At 36.0% G+C, this 18,186-nt stretch carries 16 protein-coding genes; 9 read left to right on the top strand and 7 right to left on the bottom strand.

Annotation, left to right across the window (positions count from 1 at the left end; all coding sequences use genetic code 11):
- Positions 1-6 precede the first annotated feature (6 nt).
- The 3 genes from pepN (at position 7) to PHQ93_RS08700 (ending at position 5,829) form a co-directional block, all read left to right on the top strand.
- Entirely contained in the window at positions 7-2,568 is a 2,562-nt protein-coding gene (pepN, locus tag PHQ93_RS08710) for an aminopeptidase N (protein ID WP_299943181.1), read from the top strand.
- Positions 2,569-2,584: 16 nt separating this feature from the next.
- On the top strand, positions 2,585-5,239 hold the full coding sequence (locus PHQ93_RS08705) for an ATP-binding protein (RefSeq protein WP_299943178.1): 2,655 nt from the start codon (positions 2,585-2,587) through the stop codon (positions 5,237-5,239).
- A gap of 116 nt (positions 5,240-5,355) precedes the next feature.
- The gene (locus PHQ93_RS08700; RefSeq protein WP_299943176.1) at positions 5,356-5,829 is read left to right on the top strand and encodes a hypothetical protein; all 474 of its coding nucleotides are present in this window, start codon (positions 5,356-5,358) and stop codon (positions 5,827-5,829) included.
- Positions 5,830-5,901: 72 nt separating this feature from the next.
- Here the strand turns inward: PHQ93_RS08700 and PHQ93_RS08695 are convergent, their stop codons facing one another.
- Positions 5,902-6,300: a rhodanese-like domain-containing protein gene (locus tag PHQ93_RS08695; protein ID WP_299943174.1), complete on the bottom strand. Its 399-nt coding sequence runs from the start codon at positions 6,298-6,300 to the stop codon at positions 5,902-5,904.
- Between the two features lie 64 nt (positions 6,301-6,364).
- Here PHQ93_RS08695 and PHQ93_RS08690 point away from each other — a divergent pair, with 64 nt between their 5' ends.
- The gene (locus PHQ93_RS08690) at positions 6,365-6,733 is read left to right on the top strand and encodes a hypothetical protein (RefSeq protein ID WP_299943173.1); all 369 of its coding nucleotides are present in this window, start codon (positions 6,365-6,367) and stop codon (positions 6,731-6,733) included.
- An 11-nt stretch (positions 6,734-6,744) separates the two neighbouring features.
- On the opposite strand, the gene PHQ93_RS08685 is transcribed toward PHQ93_RS08690, so the two are convergent.
- Both PHQ93_RS08685 and PHQ93_RS08680 read right to left on the bottom strand, forming a co-directional pair.
- Positions 6,745-8,640, bottom strand: a complete 1,896-nt coding sequence (locus PHQ93_RS08685) for a methyl-accepting chemotaxis protein (RefSeq protein WP_299943172.1) — start codon at positions 8,638-8,640, stop codon at positions 6,745-6,747.
- 88 nt (positions 8,641-8,728) lie between these two features.
- Positions 8,729-9,055: a hypothetical protein gene (locus PHQ93_RS08680; protein WP_299943171.1), complete on the bottom strand. Its 327-nt coding sequence runs from the start codon at positions 9,053-9,055 to the stop codon at positions 8,729-8,731.
- A gap of 226 nt (positions 9,056-9,281) precedes the next feature.
- Between PHQ93_RS08680 and PHQ93_RS08675 the strand changes: the two genes are divergently transcribed.
- The 4 genes from PHQ93_RS08675 to PHQ93_RS08660 all read left to right on the top strand — a co-directional run bounded on the left by PHQ93_RS08675 (position 9,282) and on the right by PHQ93_RS08660 (position 12,432).
- Complete coding sequence (locus tag PHQ93_RS08675) at positions 9,282-9,899, top strand: molecular chaperone TorD family protein (protein ID WP_299943170.1); 618 nt, start codon at positions 9,282-9,284, stop codon at positions 9,897-9,899.
- Complete coding sequence (locus PHQ93_RS08670; protein WP_299943168.1) at positions 9,900-11,006, top strand: 4Fe-4S binding protein; 1,107 nt, start codon at positions 9,900-9,902, stop codon at positions 11,004-11,006.
- A complete protein-coding gene (locus PHQ93_RS08665; protein WP_299943167.1) occupies positions 11,003-11,800 on the top strand; it encodes a hypothetical protein in 798 nt (265 codons plus the stop codon). Before PHQ93_RS08670 ends, PHQ93_RS08665 begins: the two co-directional genes overlap by 4 nt.
- Positions 11,801-11,934: 134 nt before the next feature.
- Positions 11,935-12,432: a hypothetical protein gene (locus tag PHQ93_RS08660; protein WP_299943166.1), complete on the top strand. Its 498-nt coding sequence runs from the start codon at positions 11,935-11,937 to the stop codon at positions 12,430-12,432.
- Positions 12,433-12,867: 435 nt separating this feature from the next.
- Here the strand turns inward: PHQ93_RS08660 and PHQ93_RS08655 are convergent, their stop codons facing one another.
- From PHQ93_RS08655 to PHQ93_RS08640, 4 genes are read right to left on the bottom strand one after another with little or no spacing between them, the layout of a single operon-like run.
- Positions 12,868-13,377, bottom strand: coding sequence for a phosphatidylglycerophosphatase A (locus PHQ93_RS08655; protein ID WP_299943165.1), 510 nt, complete (start codon positions 13,375-13,377; stop codon positions 12,868-12,870).
- A gap of 7 nt (positions 13,378-13,384) precedes the next feature.
- Positions 13,385-14,575, bottom strand: a complete 1,191-nt coding sequence (locus tag PHQ93_RS08650; protein ID WP_299943164.1) for a sulfate adenylyltransferase — start codon at positions 14,573-14,575, stop codon at positions 13,385-13,387.
- Positions 14,553-15,440, bottom strand: a complete 888-nt coding sequence (locus tag PHQ93_RS08645) for a response regulator (RefSeq protein ID WP_299943163.1) — start codon at positions 15,438-15,440, stop codon at positions 14,553-14,555. Before PHQ93_RS08645 ends, PHQ93_RS08650 begins: the two co-directional genes overlap by 23 nt.
- Positions 15,437-16,558, bottom strand: a complete 1,122-nt coding sequence (locus PHQ93_RS08640; RefSeq protein WP_299943162.1) for a bifunctional 2-C-methyl-D-erythritol 4-phosphate cytidylyltransferase/2-C-methyl-D-erythritol 2,4-cyclodiphosphate synthase — start codon at positions 16,556-16,558, stop codon at positions 15,437-15,439. Before PHQ93_RS08640 ends, PHQ93_RS08645 begins: the two co-directional genes overlap by 4 nt.
- A 191-nt stretch (positions 16,559-16,749) precedes the next feature.
- Here PHQ93_RS08640 and thiC point away from each other — a divergent pair, with 191 nt between their 5' ends.
- Entirely contained in the window at positions 16,750-18,141 is a 1,392-nt protein-coding gene (gene thiC, locus PHQ93_RS08635) for a phosphomethylpyrimidine synthase ThiC (RefSeq protein ID WP_299943161.1), read from the top strand.
- Positions 18,142-18,186: the final 45 nt, after the last annotated feature.

The following is an 18,186-nucleotide window of genomic DNA, read 5'->3' as shown; positions in this document are numbered from 1 at the left end:
GAAGTTATGAGTAAAGTAGAAACTATTTATCTAAAAGATTATAAAAAGAGCGAATTTACCGTCAAAACTTGCGATTTGGTTTTTGAACTTTTTGAAGAGTACGCACAGGTTACAAATCTTATGCACATCATAAAAGTAGATAAAAACTCTAAAGATTTACTGTTAAACAGCGTTGATTTGGAACTTATAGAGATATATTTGGATGATGTAAAACTTAATGAAAGTAGATACATTATCGAAAAAGAGCATTTGAGAGTTTTAGATGTGGGTGATGAGTTTAAACTTATCATCATTAACAAAATTTATCCGCAGTTAAACAGCGAACTTGAAGGGCTTTACAAATCGGGAAGTATCTTTTGTACGCAAAATGAGCCGGAGGGTTTTAGAAGGATAACTCCATATATAGACCGTCCCGATGTTATGGCGGTGTTTAGAACAACCCTTGTGGCAGACAGGGAGAGATACCCGATTTTGCTTAGCAACGGAAACAGAGAGACAAATTTTAAACTTGATGATAAAAGACACGGTGCCACTTGGTTTGATCCGCATCCAAAACCCTCATACCTTTTTGCGCTTGTTGCAGGAGATTTGGGGGTTATACAAGATAAGTTTGTGACAAAGAGCGGTAAGTATGCAAGGCTTTATATCTATACCGACAAAGGCAATGAGTCTAAGTGCAAACATGCGATGAAATCACTCAAAGAGTCTATGAAGTGGGATGAAGATGTTTATGGCAGAGAGTATGATTTAGACCTTTATAATATCGTCGCGGTTGATAGTTTTAACATGGGAGCGATGGAGAACAAGGGGCTGAATATTTTTAATTCCGCTTATGTTTTAGCGGATGAAGATAGTGCAACAGACGGTAATTTTATGGCGATTCAGAGTGTTATCGCACATGAGTATTTTCATAACTGGACGGGTAACCGCATCACTTGCCGTGACTGGTTTCAACTCACACTAAAAGAGGGTTTGACAGTATTTCGCGACCAATGTTTCTCTGCGGATTTAAACTCAAAAGAGGTTAAACGGATAGAAGATGTTAGAGCTTTGCGAGAGCGACAGTTTGTTGAAGACGGCTCACCCACGGCTCACCCGATTCAGCCTGATTCGTATATGACGATAAATAACTTCTACACGGCGACGGTTTATGAAAAAGGTGCCGAGGTTATTCGTATGATATATACTCTTTTGGGTGAAGAAAAATACCGCAAGGCAACGGATTTGTACTTTGAGACTTTTGATTCTCAAGCAGTGCGAACGGATGATTTTTTATGGGCGATGAGTAAGGCGGGCGGAATAGATTTGAAACAGTTTGAGAGATGGTATCATCAATCAGGTACGCCAAAACTCCAAGTTGACGAGAAGTTTGAAGAGGGCAAATACACTCTTACGCTTACACAGATAATTCCAAATGCGGTAGACGGCAGTGAGCAAAAACCGTACTATTTTCCGCTAAAAATGGCGCTTTTAGATGATAGCGGCAAAGAGATAGAAGCAAAAACACTCACTATTTCAAAAGAGAGTGAAGATTTTGTTTTTAAAACAAATTTAAAACCGATTTTATCGATAAATAGGGATTTTTCGGCTCCTATTATTGTTGAACAAGCAGAAAATAACTATGCTTTTTTAATGAAACATGACAAAAACAGCTTTGTAAGATATGAGTCGGCTCAATCTTTTGGTGTTGCAACGATGGAAGCTTTGATGAGGGGTGAGGCGATAGATGAAGCGTTTGTAAAAGCTTACGGACATATACTAGGTAGCGAACTGGATCTCTCTTTCAAAGCGCTTCTTTTGGAACTGCCAAGTGTAACGGCACTGATGCAAAGACAAGAAGAGGTTGATTTTGAGCCTATTTATGAGGCTAAGGAGAAGCTGGAAAAACATTTGGCTGCTGCATTTGAAGATAAACTCTTAGAGATTTACACTCAAAACCACAAGCCTTTATGCAAAGAGCTTGATGCAAAAAGTATGGGTGAGCGAAGCATAAAAAACCGTTGTTTAAAACTTCTCTCGGCTTTAAAGAGCGATAAGATTATTGAAACGGCAAATGCGCAGTATAACGACTCTATAACTATGACGGACAGGGTGGTCGCACTTGATATCTTAGAAAATATCGCACCGCTTCATGCTAAAGTCTCACAAGAACATTTTTACAAAAGATACAAAAATGATACTTTGGTAATGAACAAATACTTCTCGCTCTTAGCCTCTTCGCAAAGAGAAGGAGTGCTAGAGAGAGTTGCGGCACTTCAGAATGATGATGCGTACAATGAGCTGGTACCGAACTTGGTTCGCTCTTTGATTGGTTCGTTTTCAAGAAATTATAAATATTTTCATGCAAAAGAGGGTCTTGGGTATAAATTTGTCGTAGATAAGATTATTGATATAGATAAGATAAATCCGCAGATGGCTTCAGGACTTGCGGGTGCATTTAAAATATATGAAAAATTAAACAGTGTTAATAAAAAACTGATGAGAGCAGAGCTGGAGAGAGTTGTGTCTGAACCGTCAATCTCAAAAAATGTTTATGAAATTGTCAGTAAAATCATAAAAATTTCATAATTTACGGATAAATAAGATGGAAAGAAAAGTACCGATTCTTGTAAAAAACAGAGATATTTTCATGTCGGCAAAAGAGATTATTCTTCTGCAGTGGGTGTCATACGAGTCTCCACAAAAGATATTGAATGTTCATGCGATAGATAAAAAACAGTTTCTAAACGAGTACGCAGGCGGCGTGTTTGACTATTTTATGTGGGTTATATCGGGTGAAGTAGAGATCGGTGACTGTCCGAATATGCAAAATCTTCTAGTCTATCTAAAAGACAGAGATATCAGAGCGGATGAACTCTTTGAAATATGCAGCCATTTTAGAAAGTCGATGATTGATTTTACATACGATGTAAAGCTCAATTCAAAGGCGATTTTTGATGAGATATCTTTTTTGTTTGATCAAAATTTTCGTGGAGTCTTAAGACACTACACCGACACCATTTTTCAAAAAGAGCAAGAGATAAATCGGCATGTAAAGCTCTTGAGCGAGTATCAAAAAGCGTTGGATGAGAGTTCTATCATCTCTAAAACGGATATGGACGGCAAAATCACCTATGTAAACGATAAGTATATAAAATTGAGCGGTTACAGTGCTGATGAGCTAATAGGGAGCAAGCATAGCATATTTAAACATGAAGATATGCCTCAGGAATATTTTGATGATTTATGGTTTCAGCTTAAACATGCGGATGTTTTTCGTGGAACGATTAAAAATAACAAGAAAGACGGAGACTATTTTTATGTCGATGTAACGATTGTAAAAATAACGGATCCGTATGATAATTCTATTGAGTATATATCCATTGCAAATGATGTCACAAAATTGGTAGACGCAAGACTTGAAGCACAAAAAGCCTCAAGAGCAAAAGAGTACTTCTTGTCAAATATGTCACACGAAATAAGAACACCTTTAAATGCGATACTTGGCTTTGTAAATCTACTTATAGATAAAGATGTTTCAAAACAGCATAGAAAATATTTAGAGATTATTTTAAACAGCGGAGAGAATTTACTTAGTATCATTAACGATATTTTGGATTTTTCAAAACTAAGAAGCGGTGAGTTTACCATTGAGCCGAAAATATTTTCGATTCATGAAGAGATAAGCCATGCGCTGGAGTTATTTGTTGCTTCGGCAAACTCAAGAGATATAACTATCACCTCTTTTATAGACCCGAAAATCCCAAAAGAGCTCTATGCAGATGCCCTTAGAATAAAGCAGATATTATCGAATTTTTTAAGCAACGCCATAAAATTTACAAAAGCGGGCGGTCATATACATGTAGAAGTTACATGTGATAATGAAGTTTTAAAAGTCAGCGTAAGCGACAATGGGGTTGGTATCGCAAAAGAGGATTTAAAAAATATATTTTCGGCTTTTACTCAGGCAAATCATGAGGGTATTGAAAATTATGAGGGTACGGGTTTGGGACTCTCAATATGTCATCAGCTCTCAAAACATATGGGCGGAGATATATTTGTAAAATCGACGCTCGGCGAGGGGAGTACATTTTGGATTGAAATTCCGGTTGAGATCCATAGCAAAGAGTGTAAAATCTTTAACGATATAGATGAGATTAAAGCGCTAAAAATCGTTTTATATCTAAAAAACGGCACTTCTAATTATAAAACAGACTCATTTTTAAAATATGTAAAAATGTTTAATATAGAGATAGATGTTGTAGAAAGTCTTGATAAAGAGTATGATATAGCCATAGTTTTAGAAGAAGACATTGATGATAAAATCAAAGATAAGATATTGGATTCAAATGAAAAATATATTATCTTAGCAAGTAAACCGGATGATAAGTATGAAAAATATTTTCATATATCTTCTATATATTTTCCGCTCTACTGTTCAAAAATAAAAAGCGCTTTTGATGAACTTTTCCATCCTGAGCTTTTTTGCCCTTTCAGAGTAGACGGAGGTAAAAAATTCTCAGGACACATTCTCATAGCAGAAGACAATATAGCAAATCAAGAGCTGATTAAGATACTGCTTGACAAGTATGGACTTACTTACGATTTGGCTACAAACGGACTTGAAGCGGTAAATCTTTATAAAAAAAATAATTATGATTTGATTTTGATGGATGAACAGATGCCTGTAATGGATGGAAATGCAGCCGTTTTGGCAATCATAAAGTATGAAAAAGAAAAAGGACTAAGACACACTCCGGTATCTGCTTTGACTGCAAATGTAATTAAGGGTGCAAAAGAGAGAGGGCTTCAAAGCGGTTTTGACTCATTTTTGGGAAAACCTATCGTTATAAAAGAGTTGGAGAGAGTATTTTTTAATTATTTAAAAATTACTAAAGAGAGTATCGGCACGCCAAACAGTGCCGAAACCAAATGCAATATAGAAGGTTTGGATTGTGAAAAATTGACTCAGGAGTTAATGCTAAGCAGCGATGAGTTGAAAATGCTTGTAGAACTTTTTATTAAAAAAATGCAAATACAGATTCCTGAACTGCAAAATGCTATCGAACTAAGAGATTATAAAAAGATAGCACTTGTCGCTCACAGCATAAAAGGTTCAAGCGGCAACTTTAGACTTGAAGATATACAAGAAGAGAGCGCAAAGATGGAAAGCATGGCTAAGAGCAAAGAGAGCAAATACAAATATGAAGCCGCATTCGAGAAGATAAAAGAGAGGGTGGCGAAGATAAAAATTGTTTAGGCTTTAGCCGTTTATGGCGGTTAGCGTAGTCAAAACCGGACTCCTATTTTGTAATAAAAGCAAAATTATACTAAAAAGTATTTATAATGGCACAAATAATATAAGATGGGTCTTTTATGAAGCAAGAGAGTTATAATCTTTTTAGAAGTGCGGATATACAAACGATTTTACAAACATTAGAGGGTGAGTTAAAAAGTAGAAACGAGTCTCCTTTTTGGAGGGACAGAGTTGTTCCTTTTAGCGAGGCGATTTTGAGTATTTTGGTTCCGCTTAGAGATGCAAATATACTTTTTAACCCTGAAGGAGTAGCTGTAAGTGAACTTACACCGGAACTTTTTTTTAGGTGGAGTGATTTTGTTAGTCTAAAAACTCTGGCTTTTACGATTCAAAAATCAAATGTTGCAGGAGTCTTGCTAAGAACCAAGCTTGACGGTGCAGTATGTAAAAATTACAAAAGCATAGATTTGAAGATATTGGGTGATTATCTATCAAAAAATAGCGTCAATCTTGAGAATGAGGCTTTGGATTTTCCGATTTCAAATTATAACTTGCACCAAGGCGTTAGCAATGTTATAAAGTCGCTTTTGTAGAGCGGTTAAGAGAGACTGCCGCGTTTGTCATTGTGAGCAAAGCGCGGCAATCTAGTAAAGTTGATTTGAAGTTTAATTTGCCTGATATGGCAAAATAGGCAATTTTAGATATTTTGCGTAAACAATGCCACTTTTTATATTCACAACCTCATAATTCATCTTTTGTGATAAAAAAGAGGCTAAAATCTTTGTTCTGCTGCCGGTTCTGCAAATGATAGCAAAAGGTTTTTTCGTATCTATCGCGCTATTTAATTTTTGTAAAAAATCATTCAAATCATACTTCCCTTTTTCATCAAAAAGCATAATGGGAATAGAGCCTTGCAAAAGTCCCGTCTCTTTCCATTCAGAGGGTGTTCTAATGTCTACGATAGGCATTTTCGAATCAATCAACGCCTGCGAAGCCTCCTCATCTTTAACAGAGGCAAAAAGCAAAGTAGATAAAAACAAAAACGATAATAAAATTTTTTTCAATAGGGTTCTCCATAATAAATAATTAATTGTATAATTATACTAACAAATAAATAATAGGTAAAAAATGGCATCACAAAAAGCGGTTGATAATGCAAATAGGTTGCGATATATTAGAGCATTGGAACGATTCCATAAGAGCGTAATCGGGTATCTCTCAGGTAATCCTGAGATAACGATTGAGGGGTATAATAAGAAGATTGATAGCAACTTAAAAATTTTACAAAGAGTTGATGAAATAGCTCTTTATAAAGGCGATTTGCAGGATTTGCAAAAACTTGTTAAGAAAATGATCGCTTTTAAAGAGAGTGATAAAGATGTAAATGAGATAAAAGAGGAGATTTTATATGCTTCAAATCAACTTGATAAAACAAAAAACGCAAGACGCTATAAAAAAGATAAGCACTCCCAGTCAATATATAGCGATTGGGAGTAGAGTAGATGAGTCTATTTAGACTCTGTGAGCATACTGTCTAGTAGGCTAAAGAGTTCTGTAGAAGCATTTTCCATAGCGTCAAAATTGTTTATAATTACGCTATCGTTTGCAAGCGTATCTTCTTGCGGATTTTTGCTTAAATATAGAAGATTTTGATTTGCATTTTTATGAACTACTTCATGCGGAGTAGCTATTCTTGCGTATGATGAGGTTTCATTAAATCTTCTTTTTCCTTCTCCTTCATACCAAACACCTAAATCGCACTGATGAGTATTTTGCGGCTCAAACATTTTTAATGATATTATAGAGTTGTAAACACGAGATTTATATAAAATATGCTCAAGTTTTGCAAGAACTATAAAGATGCTGTTTTCCATCGCATATGAGTAGTTAACCATTTTTGAAGAGTTGTTGCTTAATTCGATAAGAGTATCTTCAAATCCGCTTATCTTTTGCGTTGAGCCTTCTACGGTGCTTTTCATAATGTCGGAACTTGTCTGAATCTCACTCATATCTTGTTGAAGAGATTTGATAGAGATAGAAATTTCACCGGTTGCTTTATGCGTTCTCTCTGCAAGCTTTCTTACTTCATCTGCAACAACGGCAAACCCTCTTCCGTGTTCTCCTGCGCGTGCAGCTTCAATTGCGGCATTAAGTGCGAGAAGATTTGTCTGATCTGCTATATCCGTGATAAGCTGTATAACGGATGTAATTTCGTTTGCCTGATTTGCTATCTCGCCAATGCTATGATTATTTATGTTTACCTGCTCGTTTAGGGCATTTAACTCATTTACGATTTCAGTTATGTCATTGCGAGAATTATTTGCTGATTCAGAAGACTCTTTTGTCGCATTCGTAATTGTTTTTAAGTCGTTAATATTTGCGCTTAAATCAGAAATAATCAGTGAAAGCGATTCTGAAACTCTAACACTTCTTGTACTGATTTTTGAGTTAAAGACGTCTCTTTGTGCTTTGGCATTTTGTTCTTTCATAAATTCTATGCTTTTTCTAACACTTTCAATCGCTTTAACAAACTCTCCATCCATACCCTCCGAAGATATTTGATGCGTGAAAACTCCTTTAGAAGCATCTGTTATAGTTCTATTAATTTCGTTTATCAAATCCTCCGTGTGGTTTATAAGCTTAGAGAGGGCGCTACCCATAATTCCAAGCTCCGTCTCATCGTTTATGGTGCTTGATTTATGGCTAAAATCACCTTTTGCTACATAGGTAATGAGAGATGTAAATTGATTGATTCCTGATGTTATAGATTTTCTAATGATTGTCGCCAAAATAAGCACAATAACACCGATTGTTATACCTACGATAAGAGCTAAATATTTGGAAAAGTTTATTTCAGATCCAAGGTTTGTGGAGTCTTTTTCCAACTCTTTTGCTTTTAAGTCTACAAGTTTTTTAAATGATTCTCTTGAAGCGTTTGCAAACGGAGTCAGCTCTTTGGAGTAGTTGCTATATATCTCATCTTTGTTGTTTTTGATTGCTTGTGAATCTATTGATTTCATCATTTTTAAAGTGTTGTTTAAAAAGAGCATCGTTGAGTTTTTAGCTTCACTTACCATACTAAATGATGAATCATTTTTCATAAGAGTCTCTAGCGAATTAAAATTATTTTCAATTTTTTTAATAGTGCTCTCAAGATTCGCTATGTTTTTATCATAATCGCCGCCAAGTATAATATCTCTTGATAATCTGCTTGTATAGTTGAGATTTTTCTCTATCTCAAGAGTTGTTAAACCGCCTATCATAGAACTCTTATGCAGATGGTTGTAGTTTGATTCAATATGGCTCATAGTGAAAAATATAGAGATGGCAGCAACAAAAAAGGAGAGTGTTATCATGCCTACAAGGTAATTCATTTTTTTGTGGATACTTAGGTTCTGAAACATTTAAAACGCCTTATTTAAAAAAAGTGGGATAATATTATCACAATTTAGGTGTTTTTTTTTTAAAACTACTCTAAATTGTAAAATATTTTTACATATACATAAATTGTGAGAGTAAAATAATCATAACAACTAAGCTAAATGGGAAAAAGTGACTCTTAAAAACCCATGGATTTATTTTAAATAGTTTTTGATTTATCCCTCTTAATCCTAACCATGAACCTAAAAATGCTTTAAAAAGCAGAAGAGTTTGAAAGTATGATAGCGTGCCGTTTTCTATTTCTCCAAAAATTTGAGAGATTAAGTATAAGCCGCTTGCGACTGCAACCATAAGAGCATACGGGACAACTTTTCTAACATGCATCATAATGGCTTCTCTTGCTTTTTTATGCTCTTCTTCATTTAGGGTTTGATGCATTTTAGATAAAAAGAGGACATCTACAAATAAAAATCCGCCGTATATAAAAACCGAGAAGATATGAATGGTGTGTATGAAAGTGTAAATAATGGGATATCCTTTTTTTGATGAATTTTAACACATAATGCAGTTAACATTTTTGTTTTACATCAAATAATCATATATTCAGACTTTTTGGATAAAATCACGAGATAAATACAAAAATTTAATACAAAGAATAAATATTATGCAAAATACAAAAGCAAGATCAAATATTTACGCACTCATATCTCGTGTTTTACTTCAAGAGTTGGATGAAGATATGCTAAATCTAATAAAAAATGATGAAAATATTTTGGATTTTTTTCCGACTCTAAAAGAGTGGGAGCTTTTTGACAAAGAGAGTAATAGTAAACTCTTAGAAGAGTATTTTAATCCTGATTTTGTAAATTTATCCGTTTTACATCTTATTCCTTATGAAACATTTTACACAAGAGAAGATCAAAAGATTGAAACAGGCGGAGCAAATCCGGTAACCGATATGTATAGCGCATATGATTTTATGGTTGATTACGGGGTTGCTCGCACCGTCTCTGCGGATCACATCGGCATTGAGTTGGAGTTTATGCACCATTTGGCGGAAGCTGAATCAAAAGCGTTGGAAGATGATGATGCAGAAGCGGTTATGGAGCTTAAAAGAGTTCAAAAAGAGTTTTTAAACAAGCATCTTCTAAAGTGGGCTCCGATGTATCTTATAAATGTAAAATATGAAGCCAGAACGCCGCTTTATTACGATGTTGCAGATATGGCTTTAGAGTTTATACTCAGTGACAACGAATATCTTACCAAAGAATTAAGTGCGTAGATGATACAGCTTAAAGCAAGTCGCTGTGTTCGCCTGCTCTCAAAAGAGAGCGAGTGCAATAAGTGTGAAGTTATCTGCCCGACCGAAGCAATAGTCATAGCAAATAATCCTCTTCCTGCAATCAATTTTTCAATTTGTGTCGGATGCGGTGCCTGTGATGCACTCTGTCCAAACGAAGCACTCTCTTTGGATGAATTTAATCCGACGGATTTCTTTTTTAACTTTATGCAAGAGAGTGAGAATCTTATCTCATGTAGAAAAAATGTACCTTGTATCGCTGCTTTAAATATTGAAAACATTATCTCAATCGCTCTTCTTAAAAAAGAGACGGTTTTTGATATGGGACATTGCGACGAGTGTAGTATTGCGCATAAATGCAAGCCTCAAATAGAGAGAAACTATGAAGAAGCTTCTTATATGTTAAAAGCTATGATGAGCGATTCAATCATAAAGCTTGAGAATGTAAAGTATGAAGAGCCTAAAGAGATTAAAGAGAGCAGCAGAAGAGAGTTCTTTAGTAAAGTTAACCTAGCAAATGTCGTTAAAACTAAATTACAGTTTGAAAAAGAGGTTCAAAAAGCGACAGACGAGTTGGTTGAACATACTCTGCAAAATAGTGATATCGCACTCTTAAAACAAAAACGCATAACTGATAGAAGAAAACTCTTCTTTACGGCTATTAGACGAACGAAAAAGCCCTCACAGTTTCATATAGTAGAAGCAGATGAGATGACATTTACTTCTATGAAACTGCTTGATGGCGATAAATGCACCGCCTGTCAGATGTGTTATAGAGTTTGCCCTAGCGGTGCACTTACTTCGGATATAAAAAACTCTAAAATAGATTTTGACCCGTTTTTATGTATAAAGTGCAATACTTGTCACGATGTTTGCGAGAGCGATGCGATTACGCTATCGCCGTCGTATAATTTAAAAGAGTTTTTTGAGCCGGAGGTTCATAATTTGATAAAATTTAGCGTAAGAAGATGTGACGAGTGCAGCGTGATTTTTAGCTCAAACTCTAACGATAGACTCTGCTACAGATGTAAGGCGGAAGATGAAGAAGCCAAAGAACTTTGGGGTATAAAAGGGGATAGTAGCGTATGATGAACAACGGCAATGAGATATCTCATCACACAAAGCTTTACGGTTTTATAGGCGAGAGTGCAGGGCAGAGCAGTGTCTCTGCAACGCTTAATAAGCTCTTTAAGGCAAACAATAAAGACGCAATGATGATTCCTATGAACATACGAGAAGATGATTTTTATTTTACCGCTGTAAATATGAAAAAATCGCACGTTAACGGTGCACTAATCTCGGGTGAATATGTAAAAAATGTAGTAGAGATTTTAGATGATTCATCGGATGCGGTTAAAATTTCTGGTATGTGCGATATAGTTTTAAGAGACGGACAAAAGTTAATAGGCGATGTAGTTACGCCACTTGCTATGATAAAGTTTTTAAAAAACAGAGGCGTAAAAAAAGTAGCTCTTATCGGAACTGGCGATTATGCCAAAGCATTTTGCTTCTTGGCAGAGGGTTTTGAGATAAGCTATTTTTATAATGATTTAGAGAGATTGATGAAATTTACTATTGATATGAAAATAGATAATGCAGATATCAACCGCATAGCCGAGGGTATGGATGTGGATTTTTCTGCGTATGATGCAATTGTCGATTTCTCCGATTTGGATATTTTAAGTATGATAAAAAAACTTAGCGGTATAAATTTGGATATGAAGAGTAAAAAAGAGTTTTCGCCGCTTAAAGTAAGAGCGCATGAACTCGGAGCGGCTTATATAGGCTTTGATGATATGTTAGATGAGTTAAGCAGCGTAATGTTTGAGTATTTAAAAGAGAAAAAACATTTAGAATATGATAAAAGCGATATGAGGTTTTAAGAAGTTCTAGCTCGATAGAGCTTAGCTTTAGTGACCATAGCGGTCTTAGCGTAGGTAGCGGAATTACTTCCGATACCGTAGTAATTAATGAGGGGTTTCCTTCATTTTATGAAATAAAATTAAGGAATAATAGTATGAACCAACATGATTTAAGTGATTTAAGAGCAGAGTTTGATAAGTTTGTAAAAGATAATAATTGTTCAACCAATGATTGCAGCAACCCTGAGAGCGGAGATAAAGAGGATGAAGAACCTGCTCCTCAGTTTGTGGATGCACTTAAAAGTAAGCTTTTAGCACCGGCAATCAGCGGAGTTTATCTCTCAAGACTTGATATAAAGAGAATTGCTGAGGAAATCGGTGAATCTCTGCCTATAAAAGAGAGAGCAAATATGATTAAGGCTCTTTTTAGACATACAACAAAAAAAGAGTATTTAAAAGAGGCTTTTTGTGAAATTAACAAACATATAAACGGTCGCATTTTAATCTATCAAGAACTAGGTGAAGCATTTCCCGACTCTAAATCAATCTTTGATGATTATACCGACAAAGCTAAAAAAACTATGAAGATGTTTGAGCAGATTATAGAGGATTTTGAAGAGATAGAGCCATCAGAAGACCCTCTCTTTATTTAATTCTTCTGCGTAAGTAACTAGAATTAAAATAGCAACGCATTTTCTGCGTTGTTGCGTTCGTCATATACTACAGTATCCTTCCTCACACACGCCTTGAAGCTGCATTACTCTTTTAATTCACTCAGAAGTTCTTTCTTAAGGATTTAAAAAGATTGATAATTTCAGTTATAATTTTAGTTCTAGTTGGCGGTTACGATTAGTTTGATTGTATTGTGAAGGAGAAGGTGGGACAGGGTCAGCCTTTTTTTAAGGATATAACAATGCGTCTAGCACTCGTAATTGTTATGATTGTTCTGCTTTTGGCAGAACGATTATATTAAAAAGCTTATAGAGAGTTCACCGCTCTCTATTTGTCCCAACTAGTAAAATTATAACACAGAAATTTAAATTTTAGTGTGTAATTTTTAATTTGATTTTCTGCTTGTCAATATAGTGTTACGCAATAATACTATGAAACTGTAAGTATCCCTGCCAAATAAGAGCGCTTAAAATTCCCGCTGCAAAACCGGCAACGATGTCATCTGCCACAACACCGACTCCGCCTTTGGCTTCACGGTCAAGTCTGCCGATAATTGAGGGTTTTTTTATGTCAAAGTATCTAAAAAGCGCAAAAGAGAGTAAGCTTTGAACTAAAAAACCGTTTTGAAAATCTGTAACTTCGCTTAAACTTACGCTTATCGCAGGTGCAACGCTTAACGCAAACCACATTCCCGATAGCTCATCTATAACTATTCGTTTATCATCATGTATACCGCTTGAGGCTTCATATTTGTTTATCTCGCGGATGGCTATTATTGATATCAGAAGTGTCGCTAAAAATAGAGTTTGTGCATCAAAATAGATAAGTATCAACATTCCAAGAGGAAGCGAAACAAGAGTTCCGACAGTTCCGGGAGCTTTTGGAGATAGTCCGCTATATCCAAGCGTTATAAAAAACCAGTTCATTTCTTTCCTATGTCAGTGATGTTGTTTGATAAAGTTTCATCAACTCTAAGTAAAAATCATTCTCCGTATGCTCTTCTAAAAGCCCCTCAATCGGTAGGATGTCATAGTAGAGTCTTTCAAGATTTTTAAATCTGTTAGGATGCAGTTTTGATAAAATAACCGCTGAAATCTCTTTTCTCATAAGTATCGTAGGCGGTAAAATACCAAGTTCCAAAAGCTCTAAAATAGAGTTTGAATGATAAGATATTTGATGATGCTGCCCGTGAGGACAGGTATTTTTACTAACAAGCGTCGTACATTTATCGCAATAAACATATTCGCTTGCAACGGCAATCTCTATATCTATTCCGACTACTTTATCAATGATGGATTTGTTTGAATTACAGTCGTAAAACATACCTAAACCTGCATGGTTTCGACCGATGGTAAGTTTATCGCAACCGTAGTTTTTTGCAACGACGGCGTCAATGATTATCTCATTGTATCCGGCAAAAAGATAGCTGTTTTCAAGCGGTACGATAACTACATGATTTTTTGTTAAAAAATTGTTTATGAAAAAATCAAGCGCTTTTTTTCTTATCTCGTATGATAGATTTGATTCCGTATACGGTTTTAGCAAAAAGATAACAAGCAGATCCGTATTTTCAAGCGTTTGGCGAATCAGTTTTTCATGAGCGCGATGCAGAGGATTTGCTCCCATTACAAGCGCAGTCGTATGTTTTGCGTCAATAAGATTTTTTGCGTCTGATATTATCTGTTTATTTATATTGCTTGATTTATTTAAGAGCGTGTATTCACCGCTTACCGCTAAAGAGCCGATTCTCTTTAGTGTTGCCATAACGCCTGGGTGAGAGATATCGTCCGTTCCGTAAATCTGTCTTATTCTCTGATTTGGATCTATATGAAAAACTTCATCAACGCTTAAAGTTGCAAAAGGCTCTTCCTCAAAAAGAATCGTAATCTCTTCGCCTTGTTTTAGCGAGCCCAATACTTCTAAATTTCTTTTTCCCGAAGGTGCCAAGATGAAAGGAAAAGGAAAAGATTTTCCGTCAATCAGTCCTGTTTTTAGGACACTTTTGCTCTGTTCTTCATTCATTAACGATTTAACGGGAGAGAGCAAGCCGTCTTTTAAAAGTTCTAGTGCAGATGCCGCCTCTTTGTCTATTAAGAGAGTTTTATTTTTTCTTAACAATGTCATACTTCTTTCGTTTTTCCCATAAACTTTTACGGCTTATTCCGAGTTTTTTTGATAATTCGGTATCAGGAAATTTGTGTTGATAGTTTAAAACTATATATTTTACATAATCTTCTATAGGAAGAATTTCGCCTTGATCAAAGATATTGCTTTCGCTCTTAATCTCTATGACCTCATATTCGTCGTCTTCTATTTTGTCCGTACTGCAAATAATTGCTTTTTTATTTTCAAGCAGGGCGTATAAAGCTTTTCTCTCGCTTTTTTTAAGAATCTGAAGATCTATGATATAGATAAGCGAATTTTCCGTAATCGATTCTATCTCGCTTATCGCTTTCATATCGCTAAGCGTTATAAAATGTAGCGGCAAATTTTTCTTTTTTGCATATTCAAACGCAAAAGAGTCTGCATGTTTTTGATATGGAGATGAGATAAAGAGAGGAAACTCCAAACCCTCAAAGTTGTGTTCGCCCACAAGAGATGAGAAGGTGTGCGTTAGATACTTGTCGTATGCTTCATTTCTCTTTTTTAATTTTTCATAATCTTGATAGTGATTTATTTTTCTAATCAGCTCTTCAATCATAAACGGTTTTAAAATATAATCTTTTGCACCTGCCGAAAGAGGTTTAGAAACCGTATCGTTACTAATGTATGAAACCATTAAAATAATAATCGATTTTTTAAATGTTTCTATAATCGGACTGAAATCTTGTCCGTTTATGTTGGTTGAGAGCAGAACAACATCATAAATATTGCTCTTTATAGCATCTCTCGTTGATGTACACATTTCGCAGATATGACCTAACTCACTTAGTTTTGTAGCAATACTTTGCGCCAAATAAACTTCGTTTTCTATAATTAATATTCTCAACTTCTCATCCAATCAAAATATTTTAAATTTGCGTTCGCAATTACTCCGACACCCTCACCTCTGCCTATAAAGCCTAGTTTTTCAGTTGTTGTAGCTTTTATATTTACTCTTTGGCTCTCTATGTTTAAGATAGCGCTGAGAGTTTTTCTCATCGGTAGTTTATAGTTGCCGATTCTTGGTTTTTCTGCCGCTATGGTTAAATCTACATTTACTATAACAAAGCCAAAGTGACGAAGTTTAGTGACGACTCTCTTTAGCAGCTCTTTAGAATCTATACCTTTGTACATATCGTTGCTGTCTGGAAACATCATACCGATATCTCCCATTCCTGCAGCTCCAAGAAGTGCGTCGATAAGTGCATGAATGGCTACATCCCCGTCGCTATGCGCCTTAAAGCCGTAAGCAGACTCTATCTTTACGCCGCCGAGATACATCTCACCTTTATCGTCAAAAGCATGTACATCAAAACCTGTTCCGCTAAGTGTGTCATTTGAGGGCGGAATTAGACACGGTACTTCTTTTAGGTCGTCTATACGGGTTATTTTATGAGCGCTGCTCTCGCCCAAAATAAACTCTCTTTTGCCTCCGTTTGCAACTATTGCGCTGCTCTCATCCGTAAACTCCTCTTTTTGTAAAAGCGCACTCTTAAGAGCTGCCGTGCGTGAGAGCTGAGGTGTTTGAATCATCTTTACTTTATCTCTATCAATTGTTACATCATCATAAACGATAGTATCATTAACTTTGAGATATGGAACGATACAATCACTTTTGCCTATATGAGAGATAATTTCGTTTAAAAACTCTTCACTTATGCATGAACGGGCAATATCACTTACAAGGACAAACTCCGTATCTACTTCGCAAAGAGAGTTTTTTAGAGATTCTTGTCTGGTTGAACCGCCCTCAATGAAAGTAAAATCAGCGTAATTTTTCATAAATTCAATGTCATCGGACGATGAGGTTATGATAATTTTATCGAAGTGTTTAGTTTTTTCAAATTTTTCAGCTACAAACTGCCACAAAGGTTGATCTCCAACTCTGAGCCATTGTTTTTTAACATCTAGCCCAAAACGCGTTGAACTGCCCGCTGCAAGTAAAATAAGTGTCAAACTAGACAATTAAACTCCTAGAAATTTTAAGTGTTACGAAATTATACACTGCAAAAGCTTTTTTTATCTTGATAAATATTCAATAATAAAATTAGGAGGTGCCCTTAACTTTAGATTAACTTTATTTGACTATATTTTCAATCTATAACTGACCGTATCGGTTCATAACAAGTGTAATTATATTTATATTGGGAGAAATAATGAGAAGTTCATGGGTGCAAGAACGCCAAAACGACTCTGTGAGAACACAGATGTATTATGCAAAAAAAGGCATTATTACCCAAGAGATGGAGTATGTCGCTAAAATAGAAAATTTATCTCCCGAGTTGATTCGCAGTGAAATTGCAAGAGGAAGATTGATTATTCCTGCAAATGTAAATCACACGACACTTGAACCGATGGCAATCGGAATAGCAGCGAGATGTAAAATAAATGCAAATATCGGCTCTTCTGCAATTGCTTCGGATGTACAAGGCGAAGTTGAGAAGATGCAAGTGTCTCAGCACTACAAAGCCGATACGGCAATGGATTTATCTACCGGCGGGGATTTGGACGAGATTCGTAAAGCCGTAATCGCATCATCAAAGATTCCTATCGGAACAGTGCCGATTTATCAGATACTTCACGATGTCGGAAATAAGATAGAAGATTTAAGCATAGAGGTAATGCTTGAAGTACTGGAACGCCAAGCACAACAGGGTGTGAGTTACTTTACTATTCATGCCGGCTTTTTACTTGAAACTATGCCTAAAATCGCAAAAAGAAAGATGGGGATTGTTAGCCGCGGCGGAAGTTTAATGGCTGCGTGGATGATGCACTATCATAGAGAAAATCCTTTTTATACGGCATATGATAAGATTTTAGATATTTGTGCGAAGTATGATGTTGCACTCTCTCTTGGCGATTCACTCCGTCCCGGATGTTTAGCGGATGCCAGCGATGATGCACAGCTTGGAGAGCTTAAGGTTTTAGGCGATTTAACTCTTAGAGCATGGGAGAAGGATGTTCAGGTTATGATTGAAGGACCGGGGCATGTTCCGTTAAATCAGATTGAGCGAAATATGAAGCTTCAAAGAGAACTTTGCCATGAAGCGCCTTTTTATATTTTAGGACCTTTAGTTACCGATATAGCTGCCGGATACGACCATATCAGCTCGGCTATCGGAGCAGCCGTGGGCGGATGGCATGGAGCTAGTATGCTCTGTTATGTTACGCCGAAAGAGCATTTAGGTTTGCCAAATGCAAATGATGTAAGAGAGGGGATTATCGCTTATAAAATAGCAGCTCATGCGGCAGACATTGCAAGAGGACGCAAGGGTGCCAGAGATATCGATGATGAGATGAGTGATGCAAGATACCGTTTTGACTGGAAAAGACAGTTTGAGTTGGCGCTTGATAGCGAGAGAGCACAAGAGTACCACGATGAGACTCTTCCCCAAGATGTGTTTAAAGAGGCGGAGTTTTGCTCTATGTGCGGACCGAAGTTTTGTTCATACAAGATAACTCAAAATATTATGGATAATCCTGAAGCAATCGAGAAGATAGCAAGAGAAGCAAAAGAGAATGAGGCAAAGATTAGAGAGGCAATTTAACTTAAAAATCATAATTAATTGATATAGGACAATTTTTGTCTTATT

The sequence above is a fragment of the Sulfurimonas sp. genome (assembly GCF_028714975.1).
In the GTDB taxonomy this organism is placed as follows: domain Bacteria; phylum Campylobacterota; class Campylobacteria; order Campylobacterales; family Sulfurimonadaceae; genus Sulfurimonas.
The sequence above is the reverse complement of the archived record's forward strand: the minus strand, read 5'-3'. Positions and strand labels throughout refer to the sequence as shown.